The sequence below is a fragment of the Chitinophaga sp. RAB17 genome (assembly GCF_052114225.1).
Taxonomy (GTDB): Bacteria; Bacteroidota; Bacteroidia; order Chitinophagales; family Chitinophagaceae; genus Chitinophaga.
Genome location: NZ_JBFREI010000004.1, coordinates 31,599 through 50,559, shown reverse-complemented (window position 1 = coordinate 50,559; position 18,961 = coordinate 31,599). Strand labels below are relative to the sequence as shown.

The 18,961-nt window shown below is 44.9% G+C and carries 13 protein-coding genes and 1 riboswitch; all 13 genes read right to left on the bottom strand.

The features are described from left to right. Positions 1-9: 9 nt before the first annotated feature. The 13 genes from AB4Z08_RS15595 to AB4Z08_RS15535 all read right to left on the bottom strand — a co-directional run bounded on the left by AB4Z08_RS15595 (position 10) and on the right by AB4Z08_RS15535 (position 18,943). Complete coding sequence (locus tag AB4Z08_RS15595) at positions 10-672, bottom strand: glycine-rich domain-containing protein (protein ID WP_441574682.1); 663 nt, start codon at positions 670-672, stop codon at positions 10-12. Between the two features lie 108 nt (positions 673-780). Continuing rightward, a complete protein-coding gene (locus tag AB4Z08_RS15590; RefSeq protein WP_441574681.1) occupies positions 781-1,029 on the bottom strand; it encodes a cysteine-rich CWC family protein in 249 nt (82 codons plus the stop codon). 92 nt (positions 1,030-1,121) lie between these two features. Continuing rightward, complete coding sequence (locus tag AB4Z08_RS15585; protein WP_441574680.1) at positions 1,122-2,051, bottom strand: hypothetical protein; 930 nt, start codon at positions 2,049-2,051, stop codon at positions 1,122-1,124. A 45-nt stretch (positions 2,052-2,096) separates the two neighbouring features. Then, complete coding sequence (locus AB4Z08_RS15580) at positions 2,097-3,437, bottom strand: DUF5074 domain-containing protein (RefSeq protein ID WP_441574679.1); 1,341 nt, start codon at positions 3,435-3,437, stop codon at positions 2,097-2,099. 41 nt (positions 3,438-3,478) lie between these two features. After that, on the bottom strand, positions 3,479-4,072 hold the full coding sequence (locus AB4Z08_RS15575) for a DUF6580 family putative transport protein (protein ID WP_441574678.1): 594 nt from the start codon (positions 4,070-4,072) through the stop codon (positions 3,479-3,481). Between the two features lie 195 nt (positions 4,073-4,267). Further along, positions 4,268-4,495: riboswitch (cobalamin riboswitch) on the bottom strand. A gap of 172 nt (positions 4,496-4,667) precedes the next feature. Continuing rightward, positions 4,668-8,009 carry a TonB-dependent receptor gene (locus AB4Z08_RS15570; RefSeq protein ID WP_441574677.1) on the bottom strand — a complete coding sequence of 1,114 codons (3,342 nt, stop codon included), beginning with the start codon at positions 8,007-8,009 and terminating at the stop codon, positions 4,668-4,670. Positions 8,010-8,031: 22 nt separating this feature from the next. After that, complete coding sequence (locus AB4Z08_RS15565) at positions 8,032-8,979, bottom strand: fasciclin domain-containing protein (RefSeq protein ID WP_441574676.1); 948 nt, start codon at positions 8,977-8,979, stop codon at positions 8,032-8,034. A 24-nt stretch (positions 8,980-9,003) separates the two neighbouring features. Then, on the bottom strand, positions 9,004-10,047 hold the full coding sequence (locus AB4Z08_RS15560) for a fasciclin domain-containing protein (RefSeq protein ID WP_441574675.1): 1,044 nt from the start codon (positions 10,045-10,047) through the stop codon (positions 9,004-9,006). A gap of 12 nt (positions 10,048-10,059) precedes the next feature. After that, the gene (locus tag AB4Z08_RS15555) at positions 10,060-11,328 is read right to left on the bottom strand and encodes a fasciclin domain-containing protein (RefSeq protein WP_441574674.1); all 1,269 of its coding nucleotides are present in this window, start codon (positions 11,326-11,328) and stop codon (positions 10,060-10,062) included. Between the two features lie 53 nt (positions 11,329-11,381). After that, a complete protein-coding gene (locus AB4Z08_RS15550; protein ID WP_441574673.1) occupies positions 11,382-12,404 on the bottom strand; it encodes a fasciclin domain-containing protein in 1,023 nt (340 codons plus the stop codon). Between the two features lie 18 nt (positions 12,405-12,422). Then, positions 12,423-13,682 carry a hypothetical protein gene (locus tag AB4Z08_RS15545; protein WP_441574672.1) on the bottom strand — a complete coding sequence of 420 codons (1,260 nt, stop codon included), beginning with the start codon at positions 13,680-13,682 and terminating at the stop codon, positions 12,423-12,425. A gap of 7 nt (positions 13,683-13,689) precedes the next feature. Beyond that, positions 13,690-15,480, bottom strand: coding sequence for a hypothetical protein (locus tag AB4Z08_RS15540; RefSeq protein WP_441574671.1), 1,791 nt, complete (start codon positions 15,478-15,480; stop codon positions 13,690-13,692). A 25-nt stretch (positions 15,481-15,505) separates the two neighbouring features. Continuing rightward, a complete protein-coding gene (locus tag AB4Z08_RS15535; protein WP_441574670.1) occupies positions 15,506-18,943 on the bottom strand; it encodes a carboxypeptidase-like regulatory domain-containing protein in 3,438 nt (1,145 codons plus the stop codon). Positions 18,944-18,961: the final 18 nt, after the last annotated feature.

Genomic DNA, 18,961 nt, shown 5'->3' with positions numbered 1-18,961 from the left:
TTTTTTATGCTATGCCCCACATCTTCCCCCACATTCCTCCTCATCACTCTTTACCTCTTTCATACCTGTATTTGCCAGATTCGAAATAATGAGCAGGGCAAAGAAACAAAACAACACCAGGATCCCGATCACCATCCAGTTTGCGCGACAGCCTGACAGCATCACGATGGCGGAAAAAAAGAGAAAGACCAAAGACCAGTTTTTAAATGGAGCAGATCGCTGACGGGGTAACCCCAGGGGGAAATGTTTCTTCCAGATATCAGCAGGAGGATCTTTCCTGAAAACCTGCCTATATTTTACCAGCGTATCTTTCAGCCAGTGTTCGTGTTTCTTTTTTTCGTGAGGACCTCCTTTCGAAGGATGATGATGCAATTTTCTACCGAGCGTTTTATCGCAAAATTCTTCCCAGTAATTTTGGGTGTATTCGAGATGAAGATGCCATACTGCGTCAACAACCTGAGAAGGAGAAGCACCTGTGGGTGATATACAGCTGAGGTATACGAAGCGTTTGTATTCATGAATGGCTCGCCGGGTAAAGTCTTCACTCCAGTTTTGTGTCCTGGCCAGTTTGCCGGAGAACGGAATCCTGGCCTCGGGGTCATCAATACTGAAATCGTTGATCCGTTGCCAGAGCTGGTCTTCGGAATAAACGAGATGGTTGAGATCTTTCATGACGATTATTTAGGGTGTGCTCCCACAAAGGTGTAGTAATGCCACAAGATGAAAATCTTGTAATGATATTATTAAGGCCTATAATCGTATTATAATCGTATTGGTGGTTTATTGATCTTTCTTAAAACGTAAGGGGGATATATTCGTTAACCTGTCCTGGAACAGCTTAGCATGATAAGCAGCCTTCATTTCCTTCAGACAATTAAGGCAGAGACAATCTGAAAATTGTTCCTGAATATAACTTCTTTCCAGATCATCCAATGGCAGCAAAGTACATTGGCAAATCAGAATGGATCCTACCTTACACTGAAATGCGCTGTTACAGCGCGGGCAATATTTCTGCTCATGTTCGCACATACTTTACGGTTTTAATGAATCAGGATATGGTTCCATATAAAATAATGGGTTGCAGTAAGGTATCTGCAACCCATTTCGCTTTAAATTACATCTTATAAATGAAGATCTCTTGCTCCTTTTACTTCTGTAGATATTTCACCTAACATCGTTCCTGCACTACAGTTCTGACCGGTATATACCTTTACAAAATCAATCGCATTCAAGGTTACTGCAGTACCACTGGCATTTACAGCCCAGGAGATGTCGAAAGTATTATAGCCGAGTGTTGGATACTCGCTGGAATAACTGTCGGAATATCCCCATGCGAACGCAAGATTGGTAATGATGCCACCAGTTTGTAATGTATTTACAAGTTTGGTGCCTGTAAAGGCGATTGAGTCCTGGTTAGGCGCCATTGCGGGATAATAGTTGTTCGTAGTGTGGTAAGCGTTAGCCTGCACATAACCGGTAGCTCCCTGGTTATCTTTCCACAACACACTGGTACCCACAGCATGAGGATTATAATACGTGATACGGTAATTTTTGATAGTACCTGTTGCGGTATACTGGCTACCAGCCAACTCATACCAGGTATCATCAGGAATGCCATTACCGTTGGTATCCTGGCTAACCATCACCACTCCCGGCTCTGACCACTGATAGGTGGGACCCAAGGGATTACCATAAATACCCAAATCATTGCCGGCACTGTTCACTACAGAGTGATCAAATCCAAATACTATGTAGCCGCCAAAGCCACCAAGTGATACCAGGTTGCTGGTACTGCCCACCAGGCTTTGCGCTACTGTGGTAGTGCCATACGACGCATCATTGATAAATTGTCCTGCGGCAGGCATGTACGTATATACATGGCTGATAAGGGGACTGCTGGTCAGTAAAGCTGGTCTTACTGTTACGTTGCTGACAAGCGAAGCGGAAGACTTCTTCATAGGTTCCAGGCCGGCAGAAAGGTTTTCTTTCTGACAGGCAGCCAACATTAAAAGACTACCAATGCCTAAAGATGTCAAATAGGATTTTCGCATACTAATTATTGTTGAGGTTTAAAAAACAGTTAAATAGTTCCCATCTTAATAAAATACGGGAAGTGTAGGGAAATAATATCCGGCATAGCGTACTGTTTGCTTTAAAGAACCGGTAGTAGCGTCATAGAATAACCATCTGTTGTCATTACTGCTGCCCCACTCATCCGTCAGGGTCAGCACCACGAGTTCTTTTGTTCTTTCATTGAATCTCACAGCCGAGCCATAAAAATATTGGCCATTAGGAATCGTGATGAATGGCGCTGCAAAAGAAGCCTCGTTGCCAGCTGTGTATTTATATATTTTGGTTCCACTATATTCCAGCGTACCACCAATGCCAGGTCCATCTTTACGTTCCGCAATGAATACCTCGTTACCGGATCTGCTGGTAGTGATACCACCTGAATGCCATGACCACAATGCCCATGGATTGGTTACTTTAAATGGTACGGGGGTTTCAGTTACAGCAAGACTAACCGGGTCAATGCGTAACAGTGCGGAGTCTCCTGCCGCCCACACCGCGCCGTCTTTCGTACGGGCAAAGCCTATAGTACCTTTGGGATATTTCTTAACGATACTGTAGTCTGAGGTTTTCAATATAACGATACCATCATTTTGTGTAAGTACAAATACATAGTCTCCGGCTACCAGCATATCACCGGCAGATGAATTAATTCCATCTATCTTAGTCCCTATAGTCGGACCAGCGAGGTTTACACGGTATACACCATCCACTGCGCTTAACAAACCTCTTGCATCATCTATTCCTGTAAAGGCATGACCTTCCTCCTGCGGAAGATGATCTACCCTCCCTGTTTCTTTCATGGTATATGCATCGGCTACCACCAAAGGCCCACCTACTTTTACAGACATATACACCTTGCCTTTATGGATGGTGGCGAACTGCAGTGTTGCACTGGTCGGTCCAAAATCTTTGCCGGGATTTTCTGTTTTAAATACATCTTTAACAATCTTATTACTATCATAACTATAATAGAATAAGTCGCCGGAGGTAGTTCCATACTGTCCTTCCTGTACTACCAAAAATCCGTTTTCATATTTACCCCACACCTTTACCTGGTAGATCACTGAGTCTGAAGCGCCGGCATTGCTGGCTGTAAATACGATATGGTAATCCCCCCGGGCACTTGCCGTGAACGTATACACAGAATCATTTCCGACTGCATTTCCATTTATTTTCCAGCTGAACGTAGCACCAACGGGATTGTTTATCCTGGGATGATAAGAAAGCGTAGCGCCAATATGTATAGAATCTGCACCTCCGGTTTTGTCCACACCGGGACCGGGAATGGCGTCGTCATTTTTTTTACATGACATCGCCAGTGCTAAAATAGAAACTACAAAGAAAGTACTTCCCGAAAATCGCATGTTTATATATTTGATTGATGATTAAGCTACAGTTGTTTCAATTATGCATGTAATGCTTTGGGGTACCGGTATTTCAGCATTTCAAAAGAACCAAAGAATACAGTTGAATAAAAAAGATTTGCTACGAGCATATTCTTTAAAAATGGTAAAGCGAGATAGTAACATTGCAACAAACCTGCAAGGTTGTACATATAGGGTTTACCGGTAGTAATATTAATACCATGATTGATCCACACGCCGAAATCAGCAACGATCCAATGTATCAATCCGGCAGACAGGGCGGAAAGAAGTATGCGGAGAGGCGTTACTTTTTTGATGATCACTCTGCCTGCTGTTACCATGAGAGCAAAGGCTGCATAGTTCCATGCCCAGCCACTATAAAGCAATCCCGTAGCGTATTCCGGATATATCACATGAGATATGATAATATCGCTGATGAATAATGTCAGAACAGGAAAGGCATACGACTTGAAAAGATTACTGAAATAAGCGCCTGCAAAAAGGGCCATAGCGCCAATCGGCGTAAAGTTTGGATAAGGCATCAGATTACCCGCACCTAATACACGTATGAGGCCAGCGCCTAAAATAAAAAGGAGTAAAACAAGAAAACGTGGGTCAATTTTTTTATCAGACATTGTTAATAGTTATTTTAAAGGGAATAGGGATTCTGCATGAAGAAATCAAATGATCTCTCACGAAAAAAAACATACATACTATAGATGAATGACATGCGCTATCAGGCACAGTCAATCAGATACAAAAATTCTTTTTTACCAAAATAAAAACCGGAACACCGGGAAAATACATCCATGTTCTTCACCCGAAAACATGATATATAGTTGCAAAAGGCAGGTCTTCTGGCTTTCCTGCTTTTTCGGTCGCCTTCCCGTTCCGGATAAGCGGAACAGTGGCAAGGAGGAATTAACTCCGAAAAAACGATACCTGTGGGCACACAGGCAGCAGGATTTACAGCTACGGGGATAGCTCCGGTTTTACACCGGATTCCCTTTTAATATTCTTGCATACGTGCTAGAATAACCAGTTGCAGCCGCAAATTAATGAAAGCAGATGGTTTCTCCAAATGTTGTGACAACAGGAATTGAGAATTACGAATTAGGAATTACGAATTACGATTGGGTGAGTAGATATAAGCGACGTTGATCTTCGCGTTTACTATCTACTCACCCAATCGTAATTCGTAATTCCTAATTTGTAATTCTCACCTGATCCCTATAAACTATATCGCAGCCCCAACTGCATTTGCCAGCGCGAGGCCAGCGGATCGATGGAGTAAGGCATACCCGGATCCCTGAACTGGTAAAGCGGATACCCCTGCGAACTACGTGCAGGAATATACGGCTGCAGGCCGATACTGGCAGTTGAGTTATAGGTGTTCGGCGAAAAATAGCTCCACCCCCATTCCTTGTTGAGCAGATTGGTGAAGTTCATGATGTCTACAGAAAACATAATAGTATGGCGGTCTTTCAATGGTTTCTCTTTAAAGAGTGTAAGTTCCTGCGAAAGGTGCAGATCGGCATTTACATTCCAGGGAGTTCTTCCGGTATTACGTTCTGTAAAATCGCCTCTGCGTGAACTTAGATATTTGTTGTTGTCTATGAAATGATCGAAAGCAGCTGCCTGCTCCTGTGCAGTACTGATAATCGTATTTCCGTCTGCCGCATATTGCGTAGCAAAAAAATTGATTGTTTCACCTTTTGCCGGTATATATGCCAACGCGATCTGCTGCGGCGTATTTTGCGGCGTATAGTTAACGAATCCATAGGTAAACGGACTACCTGATTGCGCCGAAAAGAAAATCGAAATCACACTGCGCCACCTATCGGACCAACGACGGTCGTATCCCGTCATAGCAATAATCCGATGCCTGATATCAAAATTGGATAAAGACAACGCAGGATCATTGGGATTCAGCGCCTGGTTTAACTGCCAGTTCGATTCCATAGAATTCCGGATACCGTTGGAGATATCTTTCGATTTCCCATAGGTATAAGCAGCGGTGAAATGAAAGCCACTAGTAAACCTACGGCTTACTTTAGCCGTAAGACTGTATCTGAAACCTTTGTCAGTATTGGTAAGCAGGTATCCGTTTGCCAACCGCGGGTCAACGCTGCCTGCATATATCGGCTGCTTTCTCAAATGTTGTGCAGTGTCGTATGCGTAGTAGGAAGGATTATCTTTCAGATTGATTTGTATAAATCTTACATCTTTGATCGTTTTGGTATAGATGCCCTCCAGCGAATAATTGAATCCATGCTGATCGGTATAGTCCACTGCAAGGCTGCTTCTCATTACAGCAGGCATCACAAAATTGTTGTCTATTACATCGATCTGTGTTTGTCCGGCATTGGGATCATTCACTACCCGGCCCTGCTGATGAGCAAAGGCGGCAATACCATCATATGGACTGCTTTCCGGCCGCAGTAAAGGATCGGTGCCCGGTTGGAAAGGATTAGGCGGAACACCATTTGTTCGCAGATCGATGGAACCAAAAGAATTACCGGTGTTATAATAGGCGTATCCCAGCCATGCCAAAGGAATACGGCCCGTGAAAACACCTACCCCACCCCTCAGTATCAGCGTGCGATTTTCATTCAGGTCGGCCCTGAAACCAATGCGTGGTGATATCTGCGGTTGTGACAAATATTTTTGATTGATGTCACTCATGGGCGTATATGTATAGGTGGTTCCGAAATAAGGATCACGAAAAGCCTCTTTGGTGCGGTTACTCAGTGGTGCTTTGCCCGGAATATTTGCCCAATCTATTCTAACACCCGGCATCACTTTAAATCGCGGTGAAACCCTGATTTCATCCTGCACATAGGCACTGAGGAAATTAACTTTAAAACTGGCCGGTGGATGGTTGTACAGGTAGTCACGGTTGTTGTTGAAGTAGTTAAAATTCCCCTGCACTCTTTGTGGGTTGTTGGACAGGAAGTCTTCAATACTTTGATAGGTTACCCTGCCATTCCAGCTGTTCACAAATCCATACCCGATATTATAAAACTCGTTATGCGTACCAGCCGTGAGTGTATGTTTACCCATTCTAACAGTTACATTATCTGTAAACTCAAAGGTCTTTTGTCGCAGGTTAAAAACAGCAGCTTCCCTGTCGGTGCCAAAGAAGATGGTCGTTCCCGGTGTGCGTCCTACAATCTGCACCTGCGGAAAATCAGCCCTGCTATTGGGTTCGCGATAATCGTGAATATCGGTGTAACCGATGATGAGGTTGTTGGATACCCGGTTGTTGATGCGGGACTTCAGCTCTATCACTGTGGAAGATTGATTATTGAGCTGTTTGAATCCGATACTGGAAAAACGAAAATTGAACTGATCTCTTTCCATTTGCATGGCTTCAGACAAAACAGTATTGTTGCGGACCACCAATTGATGGCGATCGTTGATATTCCAGTCCAGCCGGTTGAAGATTTTTTTGGAACGGGCAAAAGTATTGTACAGTTGATGTTCTCCGGGATCAAAATTATATTTGCTTTTACTGTGTTGTACGATTTGCGTAGCATCTTCCAGGCTTAAAATATTATCTGATCCGTTACTCCCTGCTACCTGCTGAACAGGTTCCCGTCTGTCTGTAATTTCTGCATTGGTAAAAAAGAACAGTTTGTCTTTGATGATGGGAAAACCCACCCTGGCACCTGTTTGCAGGTCATAGAAAGAAGATGGTAACGTCTTGCTGCTTTCTGTATTCGTCCTGTCGGGACCTACCAGTGAAGCATTTCTACCAAAAACATACACGGATCCATGTACTTCATTGGTACCTGATCTGGTAACAGCATTGATACTACCACCGGTGAAATTACCAATTTTAATATCGAAGGGAGAAAGGTATACCTGCATTTCTTCGATGGCATCCAGGGAAATTGGATTGGTTCGTGTAGAACTGCCGGGCATGTTGGAGGTACCGGTTTGTCCACCTACAGACGGACTGAATCCAATAGCATCGTTGTTGATAGCGCCATCCAGGGTAACGTTGTTATAACGAAAATTACTGCCTGCAAAACTATTATCTTTCGTGGCCTGCGGCACTACTCTCGTGATGTCGGTAATACTGCGCGACATAGTGGGCATGGTTTGTACTATCTGCCGGCTGATCTGTTCTTCCGCGCCCAATCGGGTATTTTTGGATTTCCCTGAAGTAGCCGTAATCGTTATACCGGCCAGTCCCACCGTAGCTTCCTGTAATTGCAGGGATATGATTTGCGCATCTCCCAATGAAATTTTCGCGACAGTGGTATCTATTTTCTTCATACCTACATAGCTTACCTCCAGGTGATAGGGGCCTCCTATTTTGAGATTGCTGAAATAGAAGTGACCATCTTTCAGGGTAGAAAGATGATACCGCGTAGCAGAAGACAAATGCGTGAGTGTTACCGCGGCAGCTTCCAGTCCTTTCTTTCCGKGGTCGGTAATCCACCCTTCCAGTGCACCGCCTGTTTCCTGCGCCCGGAGTGCCGGAGTGCAAAACAACAACCCGATAAATACCAATACCGAAAGGTGCATTGAAGCTCTATTCCGGGAGAAAAATATCTTTTTCATTATATCATGAGGATTATAAAAATCAAGGTAAAATGATCTGATCGATCAGATGGGCAACGCCATTGGTGGCTTTGATATTTGCTTGTATAATGTTGGGGAAGATAATATTGCTCCCTGCTTTCAGCCTGGCAGATCCGGGTTCTAGTGTGCCATTCATAAAGTAGTCAGGCGTAAAAAAATATCCCTTATCAATGTGCATTCTCAGCAGATTATTGAGGCCGCCAGGACTGAGTTGTGCAATGTCTTCCAAACTATTATAACCAAGTGCATGAAAAGCCGCATCGGTAGGGCATAACACTGTGGAGGTCATCCAGTTACTTTCAGGCAATCCGGTGTCTAATATCTTCCTGTAATCTAATGAGGAAGATGGCTGTCCGGGTATCGATGTAGTCCGTTCTATGGCGGCAGCCAACATGGTCAGGTTCCTGTTGTTTTTAATCATTTCCCACAGTGTGATGGTTCCGGGAAATACCACGTTGTCCATTTTATGTACCACTCCGTCTCCCAGGTCGCTGGAGCCTGTTGCACCAGTACCGTTCAGAAAAAGGCCGTAATAGTTGCGGGAAAGAATGGGATTAAACGTACTATCCAGACACAATGCACTCAATTTAAAATATCCTGCCACCGTAGCACTGCCGAGTCTACCGGATAAAATCTGACCATAAATAATCTTTCTTAAGGAGTCTTTATTAAAATTACTGATCGACTGTACCGTCATACCAGCCTTCGCAAAGGCGGCATCTGTAGGGGCAAAAAAACTAAATGGGCCTCTCTTCAGGTAGGAAGTATCTGCTGTAAGATTAATGCGGTTCAACGCAGCATTAAAGCAGGATAATTCCGTGTCGGCTGCAATATATTCAAGGCAGGTTTGTTTGCCGGTATTAACGTTTTTATTCACCAGTTCTTTGGAGCACGCGAATAATACCAGGGACATCATCACTAAACCGGCGTAGCATATTTTTTTAAACATATGGTCTTGTTTTGTCGTTGGGCATTATGGAAGAAGTATATTATCGATGTGATGTACCACACCATTGCCTGCCGGGAAATTGGCGAAATTATAGCGCTCATAGCCCCACCGGTAGATCTTTGCCGATGTATTGTTTTTGTTACCTGAAAAAGTGGTGGAATTGTACGTTTGTGCATCTCCACCGATCACTAAGCGTTCCCCACTCAGCGTAGTAAGCGCATGATTGGCGGCCGTATCTGCCATACGATGTATCCGGTCCAGAAAACATCGGCCTTTCAGCAAATGATACTTAAGCAATGTCGCCAGTTCGGTCGGATTCGTGGCCAGGATGCTGTCGGGGGTAGTAAGATTCAATCCCGGCTTAATGGCGCCTTTCTGTCGCATCACCTCATTCACCGGAGCCAGCAGAGTGTATTCCCCTGTCTGTAACAAAGGAAGCAGTCCACTATGCTGTATTGCCAATGTAAAGAGCGTCAGTGTGGTATCTCCCAGTATAAACTGCTGCAGGTTTGATACATTCTCTGGCTGTATCACCTGTGTCAGCACCTGCAGTAATCCGTTACCGGTTTTTATATCTGTATCCGACAGCAGGACTCCATTCACCCGCGTGATGGTATCTGTGCCAGGCAGGTAGCGGCTTACATATAGATAGTGACCATTGCCCGTCAAAACGGGCTGATTGTCACCTAAGGGCAGTTTCCGGAATGACTGCACACCAGGGACCGTGCTATAGCTTGCCATGGTAATGCACCAGTTGTTATCGTATTGTGATGAAGGAATATCGCGTATCCTTAGGCCCAGTGTACTAAAAGCGTCGTTGTCCGACGCAAGGAAAGTAGATGCTGCGCTTCCTTTCAACAACTTCGTTTGCCCGGTATAAACCAGCAATCCGTTGCAAACAGAAAAATTAAAATTATCTTCCAAAACATACCCCGTGCGGGTCCTGTCTATCACTTCCCCACCGGATGAAACGGGATCTTTACTACATCCGGGCAGGAGCTGCAAAAGAAATAGCGCAGCCAACCAGTAACCTATTGAACAAAACCTTTGTAGTTTCCGATGTATCATAAAACTGATTGCTTAATTGAAAGGGTAAAAAAGTTTATCTACCTTATAGATCACGCCGTTGTCGAGATTATAATTATTCACCGGCTTCCATGGATCAGCATCCAGCGGTATCATTATTTTCTCCTGGTGACTGCTCCATTGCACATAAGCGATTCCATTGCTGCCTGAAAACTGCAAATCATACGGGTATTTCATATAAGGGAACAATACTACCGCAGTGCCTCGGACCATTTTGTTAAAGATGCCATTATTGATTTTTCCTTTGAGCATATCCGCATATAAAATACGCACAGGATATTTTGACTCATAGTCTCCTGTAATGCTCTCCAATATATTCCGGCCCAGCAAAGTGTCCAGGGAGGAAAACCGGTAGTCAAACATGATCTCTGTATAATCGTCGTTTATCCGGGCTGTTACCCCAAATGGATATCTGTAGGCAAGGGTCCTCAGATCATCAATAGAATGAAAACCGGCGTCATGAAATGCCTTATTGGTAGGCGCCAGCAATGCGGGCGTTGTCTTCTGGTAAATGGTTCCATCTACCGGGTTTGTTTTTCGGGCCGAAAGCAACGGCTGGTCGAGAGGAGGAGAAAGAAAATCAAAAAACAGCGTTCCATCAAAATAGGCGTCGCTTCGTTTAATGCTATCCAGTAATATAACAGCATCCCGATACATGCTCAGTTCAGGATCGGTTTCAACGACATCCCACATCGTTCTGCTTTCATCTACAGGCGGTTTGACAATCACTTTTCCAATCGGGTAAATAAAACCGTTCGCAGTCGTAACAGGTGGGGTATTACCTGCTACTGCGTAGCTATTGACATACAACTGATCGCCCTTTTGTATGGATAGCCATGATGTTTTTATAATAAACTTTTGTTGAGGCACCAGCACTGTATCATTTTTCAAAGTTGGCAGAAACAGTGATACCATCAGGCTTTCGAATGCCTGTTCATCATAGGCGCCTGCCAGAATATGATAGGAAACGATTTTGCGCAGCGAATCCGGGGAAAGCTGCCCGATCTTATCTGCATTAAGTCCTGCCAGTTGCATCGCCGCATTTCCCGGCGCAAAGAGGGTATACATGTTATTCGTTTCGAGCATAGCAGCATACCCGGACTTATTCAGCGCCTGGAAAAAAAGGCTCAGCGAATCAATACCTGCTATCGCTTTCGTTAAATTTCCCCTCTCGGATTTTAAGGAGGCGGATGGCTGAATAAGGGAGTCAGAAGATTTAATGCATCCTGCAGCCAGGATCAGGATAACCATCCATAGTATCATCACCCGGCTCTTGTTTATTGTATATTTTACGTACATACGAAATGTTATTAAGGTTATCGGATCCGCGCACTGTCGGGAATTACCGGCAACTGATCTAACTGGTGAACAATTCCATTCACCGCCAGCTTACCAGGTTTGCTATAAAGCAAGTCTACCCAGTCCCCATAAAAAATAGTACGAAGATTATATTCCGGATCACGGTAATTAAGCGGAAATACTTTAATGCGGATACCGTTTCCGTTATTAGTCCTTACAATTGATAGCAATACATCGTCTTTCAGAAAAGGCCCGCTGGGTGCTGCAACTTTCATATCGGTCAGAAAAAAGAAGGCAGGACTCAGCACATAACTATCGAATACCAACTTTTTATAATCCGCCACCTGCATATTATTGATACCATCTACATCCCAGTTATACGAAGCAAATGCTTCATTGGTAGGCGCCAATATTACACATGGTTTTCTGGTATCTAGTGCATCCCATTGTCCAAATTTTTTCAATCCGGCTACGAGGCAACTATAATCGGGATTAAGTGCAAGAATATCCTGCACAGATCTTGCCGGGACTGTCAGCGCTTTTTCCAACGCATGAATGACCCCGTTTCGGGCATAGATGTTCTTTTTAACTACAGTAACACCATTCACATATAAATTTGTGTCCAGCGAGGTAGTAGAAGTATACAGGCTATCCAGCGCCAGGGTCGGATATGGAAAGTTATACGCCTGTGGAATCCCGGCACTACCTATTTTCCCTGGTACTACGTGGTATAATATCAGTTTCCTTAAATCGTCTGTCGACATTTTCCGTAAACTATCGGCAGTAATACCGGAGCGGCCAAAGGCGGCATTATCAGGAGCCAGCAGCGTATAGCCGCCGGTTTCATTATCCAGCAAAGTATCTGCGCCGGTTTTTTTCAGCGCTTCATAAAACATGCTGAAGGAAAAATTATTAGTCAGCAGACTTCTTAAATTGGCCGCAGTACTATCGGGCGGTGTTGCTTCTATCGCTTCTTTCTTGATACAACCTGCTGTTGTCAGCAAGAGCAGGAAAACAACGTATCTGATATAATCTCGCATCGCTTTTTCAATTATTTTTTATTGAGGAATTTCGTTGAATCCACGTTGTACCCGCATCATGTAAATCCTATCATACACGATCTCCATGATGTTGAGCGTAGCAGATACCTGGTACTTGTTTCCTGCACTGGTGATTAAATTAAGATTAGGCACCACGTTGATATTAACCGGCAGATCCGGGCTGGAAAGAAAAGGGCTGTACCGGTAAATATTGTATACAGCCGGATCGGCCGAGTATTGCACTACCGTGATTACCTTTCCGGGCCTTTCGCTGTCTCCGAAAGTAAACTCAGCGTAGGGCAGCGAATTCAGTGCTCTGCCAGCCGTATTCAGGTCATCCACCCTGTAGTAGGTCCGCAACGTATCTTTCTCAAAAAAATAGTTCTTCGGCAGCAGCGGTAGCATCATATAGTTAATGTCCGTATCCATTTTCTCCGTCAGGTTAGTATAAAAAATATTATCGTACCCGGGTAGCGATGGATAAGTGCTGGTACTTCTATCCAGCATCTTATAACTGTATCTTATACTGGTTTTTTCGGGAAAACTGGAGGCGAAGAAAAGTTGCGCCTGCTTAGGCATTACACCAGACAGATTAATGAATCCCACATAAATTTTGTCTTCTTCATATGCCTGGTGCGTAAACTGTTCTTTTCTTACATACAATCCGAATTGATTCTTGTCCAGGTCGCGACTAAGTATCTGTAAAGTATATACTTCATCTTTTTCAAAATCAATTACCGTATCCACCAATACCTGGTTTCTTATTTCCTGCGACAGGTTGGGAAAGGCAATGCTGTTCCTGGGACGATTCACAAATACAATGCGATGCTTTCCTGCCGGAATCTGCGCCCATGCGGAAAGATCAAATCCATTGATAACAGGCGCCGTCAATACATGTGCATTACCAGGATATTCATAGTTCAAGGGCGTTGTGCTATAAACTTTTCTGCCATACCTGTCAATGACATACTGTCCTTCTGAACTATTACCAGCGTTGATAGGACGCGAGGTACTATACAATTGCCTGGTGGTCAGAAAATCTCCCATCACCCTGGCATTCACCGGGATGCCATTGGCATCTGTTTCAGGGTCCATCAGGAAAGTAAAAAAAGAAGAAACCCCACCACCCTGTAACACATCGGGTGTAACAGCTACCGAATTGAACACCCTCATATAAGCCGTATCTGCGCCGGGATCCAGTTCCTTGTATTTATAACAACCAACCAGAAGTGATACCATCGGCGCTATAAAAAACAGGTATGTTATTTTATTGCTCATGAATTGCTTATTTATTGTGTTTGATAACAATTAACCGGGCTTTGGCGCCGGCTATTCCGCCCACTAACGCCATCGTGTATACGCCATTTTCTGCCGGTGGTTTCATATCAGGGTTGGAGTACATCCGGTCGTTGGCCGTAAATGTGTTGATGCAGGTAACCGGAGTAATGTCCGTCAGCAGAATGCCCGGCGACTGACCAGCAGCAGTATTATTCACCCAGATTTTAACCGGGAAGTAACTGACGTCTGGTCCATAGTCCGGGGTACCATCGGCCCTGTATCCTATCGCGTTGGGCAGCGGATAAATGACGCTGCCATTTTTAGGAGGAACAACACCGGGCATCAGGTTACGGTATGCCGATGGAAAACGCAAGGTATCGGGATAAATATACTCGGGCAGAAAAAGCTGCCCGTTGTTGGTGAAGGTGATGACTGGTTGTTCGTTGCAAAAGTTCATGAAGCGGCTCTGCCAGGCATAGGTAAATCTGAGTCGCCGGCGCTCTCCGTCTGTACCATCATCCGGGCCCAGCACCCCGCTGGGATCGTTACCGGTTCTATAGATCGTATTGGTCATGTCGTTGGCAGTAAATACCAGTTGTATCTTTCCGGCTTTGTCCTGATACACCCAGATGGTATTGTTGTCAAATGGATATACCTGGTGCGTGGTGACTGCCAGCACATTACCCGCTTCGTCCAGCGCCTGAATAGTATGATTACCCTGTATCACTGTATGATATACTGCAGGTACAGCTTTGTCCCGGAAGATGTTGCCGATATAGTCCAGCGGACCTTCGCTCATTGAATGGCCATCTACCTTTATCGTTATCTTCTTCCCTGGAATGGTATTGACGGCATTGAGGCGGGCGTAGGTGAGATTAACACCCGGATCAAGATCTGTGATAACCTGATAGGCGTTGGCCTTTCGCGATTCCCGGCCAGTGGCGCCTCCGCAGGTATAGTCGTAGGTAAACAGGCTGTTAATCACCATGATGGTATATACTCCCCCTGGCTTAAAGATGACCACCGGCGGCATGAAACCTTCCTGTGGTAATGCACCTGGTATACAGTAGTTGAATGCCGGGAGAATATTATCTGTCACCAGCTGTTTTTTAAAATCAACGATCCCTCCTGCCCCTGCAAATAATTTGAATTGATAAGCACCATAAGGTATTTCAACATATGCAGAAGAGGCCCCATTTGCAATCCCTTTCAACTGTGGATCTATGCTGGCACCATCTGCAAACGTGAGTGATACCGGTCCTCCCAGATTGAATGCAGAATTGGGATCTCCCAGGTTCACGATGCGGATCTTAAAATTCTGCGGATTCACCGGCGGTGCATTGTTACGCGGAAAGCTCACAATTTTACCGGTAGGCAACAGGTAAAAATCCATGGGATTCACGGGATCATTTTTTATCAATGTGTCTTTAAACGTTACTTCACTATTCACAACCGGTATAGAAAGATAAGCACCGCCGGATTTATCGAGCAATGCGGTAGGTATAGAAAAAGATGTTTTATTTTTCCAGATGCCATCAGGAAAAATTTGTTTACCAATCGCCGAGATATTCAGTTCTTCCGTGGTGGTACCTCTTGGCGCAGCCAGCACTATGTTGTTCACTACTACAGACTGATCACGCTGACTGATATTGAATAAACGGATATTGGAGTTGGTAAGGTTGAGCAGGTTATCCTGCGGTATCACGGCTGATAATTTTGTTTTTGTACAGCCCATGTTTATACCTAAACAAAACAGGAATAACAGATGCCATAAGCGATGTTGCAGATAACAGTACATGACGCTTTATTTTTAAGAATTGGTTTTATAAGATTTTGTACGCAATACCCAATGAAAACTCCGAGCCTCGCTTGTACTGTCTGTATATATAAGTGCTGCCATGATATTGACCATTGTTGCCTGCATTGGTATATACCTGCCTATAGTATGGATCCAGCATATTTTTAGCAAACCCTTTCACCTGAAAATACTTGCCTAACTGTTGTGAAAACACGAAGTCGAGCATGGGCACCGGGCGATCAAAAATATCGGGGGTACCATCCAGCTGCACCTGTACCAGCCTCGCTCCCACTATATTGAAATTGCAGGAAATGTTGGTGAGTGTTTTTGGATTATTATAATCCAGTGCGGTATTGATGGAATAAGGCGCCTGTTCAAAAACCGGGCTGGTAGCAGGCGAACGGCGATCGTTAATCCGCGATGCTTCCAGTCGCTGCGGACTCTTTTCAATCCGGCTCATGGCCAGCATAATGTTGGCATTGAAGAACAGGTATTTCAAAGAAGGTGACAGGAAGCCCAGGTTGCGGCGCCATTCAAATTCTGTTCCGTACACCTGTCCTTCATTGGGATCGTTCTGAAAATTAATCAGCGGAAACTCCGGTGATGTTGACAGGCTTCCCTGAGATTTGTAGTTAAACACTTTCTGCAGCTGATGACGGATCGACTTCGAAAACGCAGAAACAGCCAGCACCTCATTCGGCGCTGTAAACCACTCCCAGCGGAAGTCCATACTGCGGGTGAGTTGATTTTGCAGACCGGGATTACCACCTACTACCGCAAACTGGAATGGATCGAAGGAATAGATATTGGTGAGTTCGCGTAACTCCGGTCTTGCCAAAGACGTACTGTAAGCCAGTCGCACATTCATATTGTCCTTTACCGCATAGGTGATGTTGGCCGAATAATACGGTTTATAGTCCACTACATAATTCGAGAAAGGCCTATCCGTCACATTTTTGATGCTTACACCAGGCAAATTGGAGGCAAGGTCTAACAACGGCGGCAGGTATACCTGGTTGGTATCTACGGTGGCATTAATAACAGTAGATTCGAAACGTACGCCACCGGCTATACGTAACCGGGAGCCCACATGAGCATCCGTCATGAAATAAAATGCCCTCGTTTCATAGGTACCGGTGTAATTGTTGGGTGATTTTTTTATCTGGTATAAAAATCCTCCTACCCTGGGTTGTCCTTCCTCATCATAGGAAGAAGGCCCTTTCAGGCCGATATAGCGCGTAGAAACCAACTGATTGATATCTCCCTTCACGGCGCCCAGCAAGTTGCCTCCACCGCCTAAGCTGCTGCCCGGCAGGCCCAATATATTTTCCTGGTAGTCACGCTCCCGCCGCAGAAAGGCGCCCCCTATCCGGATGATCTGCTGAAAGCCGCCTACCATAAAGGGTTGCGTCAGATCTGCCTTGGCGTTGTAATTATCTTCATTCAGTTTTCTGTATTGGCGCCCGTTGGGATCGGCAATGATGGCACTCGAATAGTCATTGCCCAAACCATGCGTTAACCCCGTAACAAAAGCATAGGTGTCTGAACCAATGCCAGCGCCATTGGGATTCATTTGTTGTACCGTTCTTAGCTGTGCATAGTTGCTGGAACGGAAATCCGGTTCATCCTGTATGGTTTTGGAACTGCTAAGATTATAGGTTAAACGGGGCGACCATTCTTTGTTCAGGAATTTATGTTCTCCCTGTATATTGTAAGTATCAAAGGTGCGATAGGATAATTTTAACTGGTTAATGATGTTGTATACCGGGAAATTAAGTCCTGTATTTTTCCATTGCCCTGTAAGGTTGCTGGCGATAGCTTCCGCGCCACGGCTGCCTACAAATTGAAATTGCAGCACATGACGGGGATTGAACTGGTAAGCCAGGCCAACCAGTCCTCCGTAATTGATGGTACGTTTACCCGTGTTCTCATTATAACCAATATAATGGCCGAGTCGCGGATAAGCCGGTGAAATGAAATCGGGTATATGCAGCTGATTGAAGATCTTACCCGACCCGGTCACCACGCCCTGGTACAGGCTATATTGATTCCGTTCACCATTGTAAATGTCTTCGTATCGTTGATAATAATTGGCGCTTAGAATGAGGCCTAACTTATGTCCGTTAAAAACTTTGTAGGAGTTCCCAAATGAAATGCTGTACAGCTGATTCGGACTTGCCTTTTTATAGCTTGTGGTCAGCACCGGGTCGATCCCCTGCATGATGCTGTTGATCCGCATGGACTCCTTCGCCAATGCAGGGTTATTGCGGCTCTGGATAAACACATCCTGCATCTGGATCAAACCACCCGGATACTGATTCGACAGTTGCAGGAAATCAGGGGTGAGCGAATGCGTTTTCACTTTTTGTCCCCAGAAGCCAACGTTATCGTTATAGAAGCCGTTGTACTGCCCGTTAAGACCGATGTTCGTATTAAATCCTACCTGGGCGGTCACCTCCAATGTTTGTTTCGCAGGAACCGATTTCGTTTTCAATTCAACGATACCGGCAGCGGCATCGGCGGCTCTGTCGGGAGACAGTGTTTTATATACAGTGATATTATCCAGCAATCCCGCCGGGATCAGGTCGAGCGGAACAGTGCTGCGGTCGGGGTCTGATGAAGAAAGTCTTGCCCCATTCAACTCCGCAATAACACTTCGGTCGCCGAGCCCACGTATGGCCACATATTTATCGTCTGTAATCGATACACCGGTAACTCTCTGCAGCGCCTGCGTGGTGGTGATGCTCGCCGTTCTTTCTATCTGCTGCGCAGAAATACCATCTGAAATCACCGCTGCTTTTCTCCGCTCGGCGAGCAGGGAGGCATCTGTATTATGGTTTCTGATCGCAGAAACCGTTACTTCATTGAGCCTGTTTTTAGACTGTACGAGCTTAATAGCCAGGAAGGCGCTGCCAGCCAGCACTTCCTGCCGGTCATATCCAACATGACTTATGACTATTCGTGTATTGGCACTGCCATTGCTGAGACTGAACATTCCCTTTTCATTGGTGGCAGTACCCTTATTGGAATTACCAATAGTAACGGTAGTACCCGGCAAAGGATCTCCATTTTCAGCATCAGTGACAAGGCCATGAATGTTAGTTAAACCGCCTTCTTCAAGGGCACTTTTCAGTTCGTTTTTTTTGTCGATTCTCAGAATGATCTTAACGGGTGAAAAGATGCTGTATTCAATATTGGCCTGTACGCGAATCGCGTCCAGTACATCTTGCAGGGAAACTGACTGTGCTTTGAGCTTTATTGTTACGGGTAATTTCTCTATGACATCTTTACCATAGGAAAAACGTATATCCGTTTGCGTTTCAATCGCCTTTGCCAATTCACCTACTGTCAGTTGTATCTTTTGAAGACGAATCTTTTGCTGCGTCTGTGCCTGCATCCGTACCATGAACATGACCGAAAAGAGCATGAGAACAAAATGCCTGATAAATTTTCTGTGCCGCATTATAATTGTTTCTACAGT

Excerpts from the sequence above, each read along its gene's own strand:
- AB4Z08_RS15595 (WP_441574682.1), bottom strand. The coding sequence starts at position 672 with ATGAAAGATCTCAACCATCTCGTTTATTCCGAAGACCAGCTCTGGCAA.
- AB4Z08_RS15590 (WP_441574681.1), bottom strand. The coding sequence starts at position 1,029 with ATGTGCGAACATGAGCAGAAATATTGCCCGCGCTGTAACAGCGCATTT.
- AB4Z08_RS15585 (WP_441574680.1), bottom strand. The coding sequence starts at position 2,051 with ATGCGAAAATCCTATTTGACATCTTTAGGCATTGGTAGTCTTTTAATG.
- AB4Z08_RS15580 (WP_441574679.1), bottom strand. The coding sequence starts at position 3,437 with ATGCGATTTTCGGGAAGTACTTTCTTTGTAGTTTCTATTTTAGCACTG.
- AB4Z08_RS15575 (WP_441574678.1), bottom strand. The coding sequence starts at position 4,072 with ATGTCTGATAAAAAAATTGACCCACGTTTTCTTGTTTTACTCCTTTTT.
- AB4Z08_RS15565 (WP_441574676.1), bottom strand. The coding sequence starts at position 8,979 with ATGTTTAAAAAAATATGCTACGCCGGTTTAGTGATGATGTCCCTGGTA.
- AB4Z08_RS15560 (WP_441574675.1), bottom strand. The coding sequence starts at position 10,047 with ATGATACATCGGAAACTACAAAGGTTTTGTTCAATAGGTTACTGGTTG.
- AB4Z08_RS15555 (WP_441574674.1), bottom strand. The coding sequence starts at position 11,328 with ATGATACTATGGATGGTTATCCTGATCCTGGCTGCAGGATGCATTAAA.
- AB4Z08_RS15550 (WP_441574673.1), bottom strand. The coding sequence starts at position 12,404 with ATGCGAGATTATATCAGATACGTTGTTTTCCTGCTCTTGCTGACAACA.
- AB4Z08_RS15545 (WP_441574672.1), bottom strand. The coding sequence starts at position 13,682 with ATGAGCAATAAAATAACATACCTGTTTTTTATAGCGCCGATGGTATCA.
- AB4Z08_RS15540 (WP_441574671.1), bottom strand. The coding sequence starts at position 15,480 with ATGTACTGTTATCTGCAACATCGCTTATGGCATCTGTTATTCCTGTTT.
- AB4Z08_RS15535 (WP_441574670.1), bottom strand. The coding sequence starts at position 18,943 with ATGCGGCACAGAAAATTTATCAGGCATTTTGTTCTCATGCTCTTTTCG.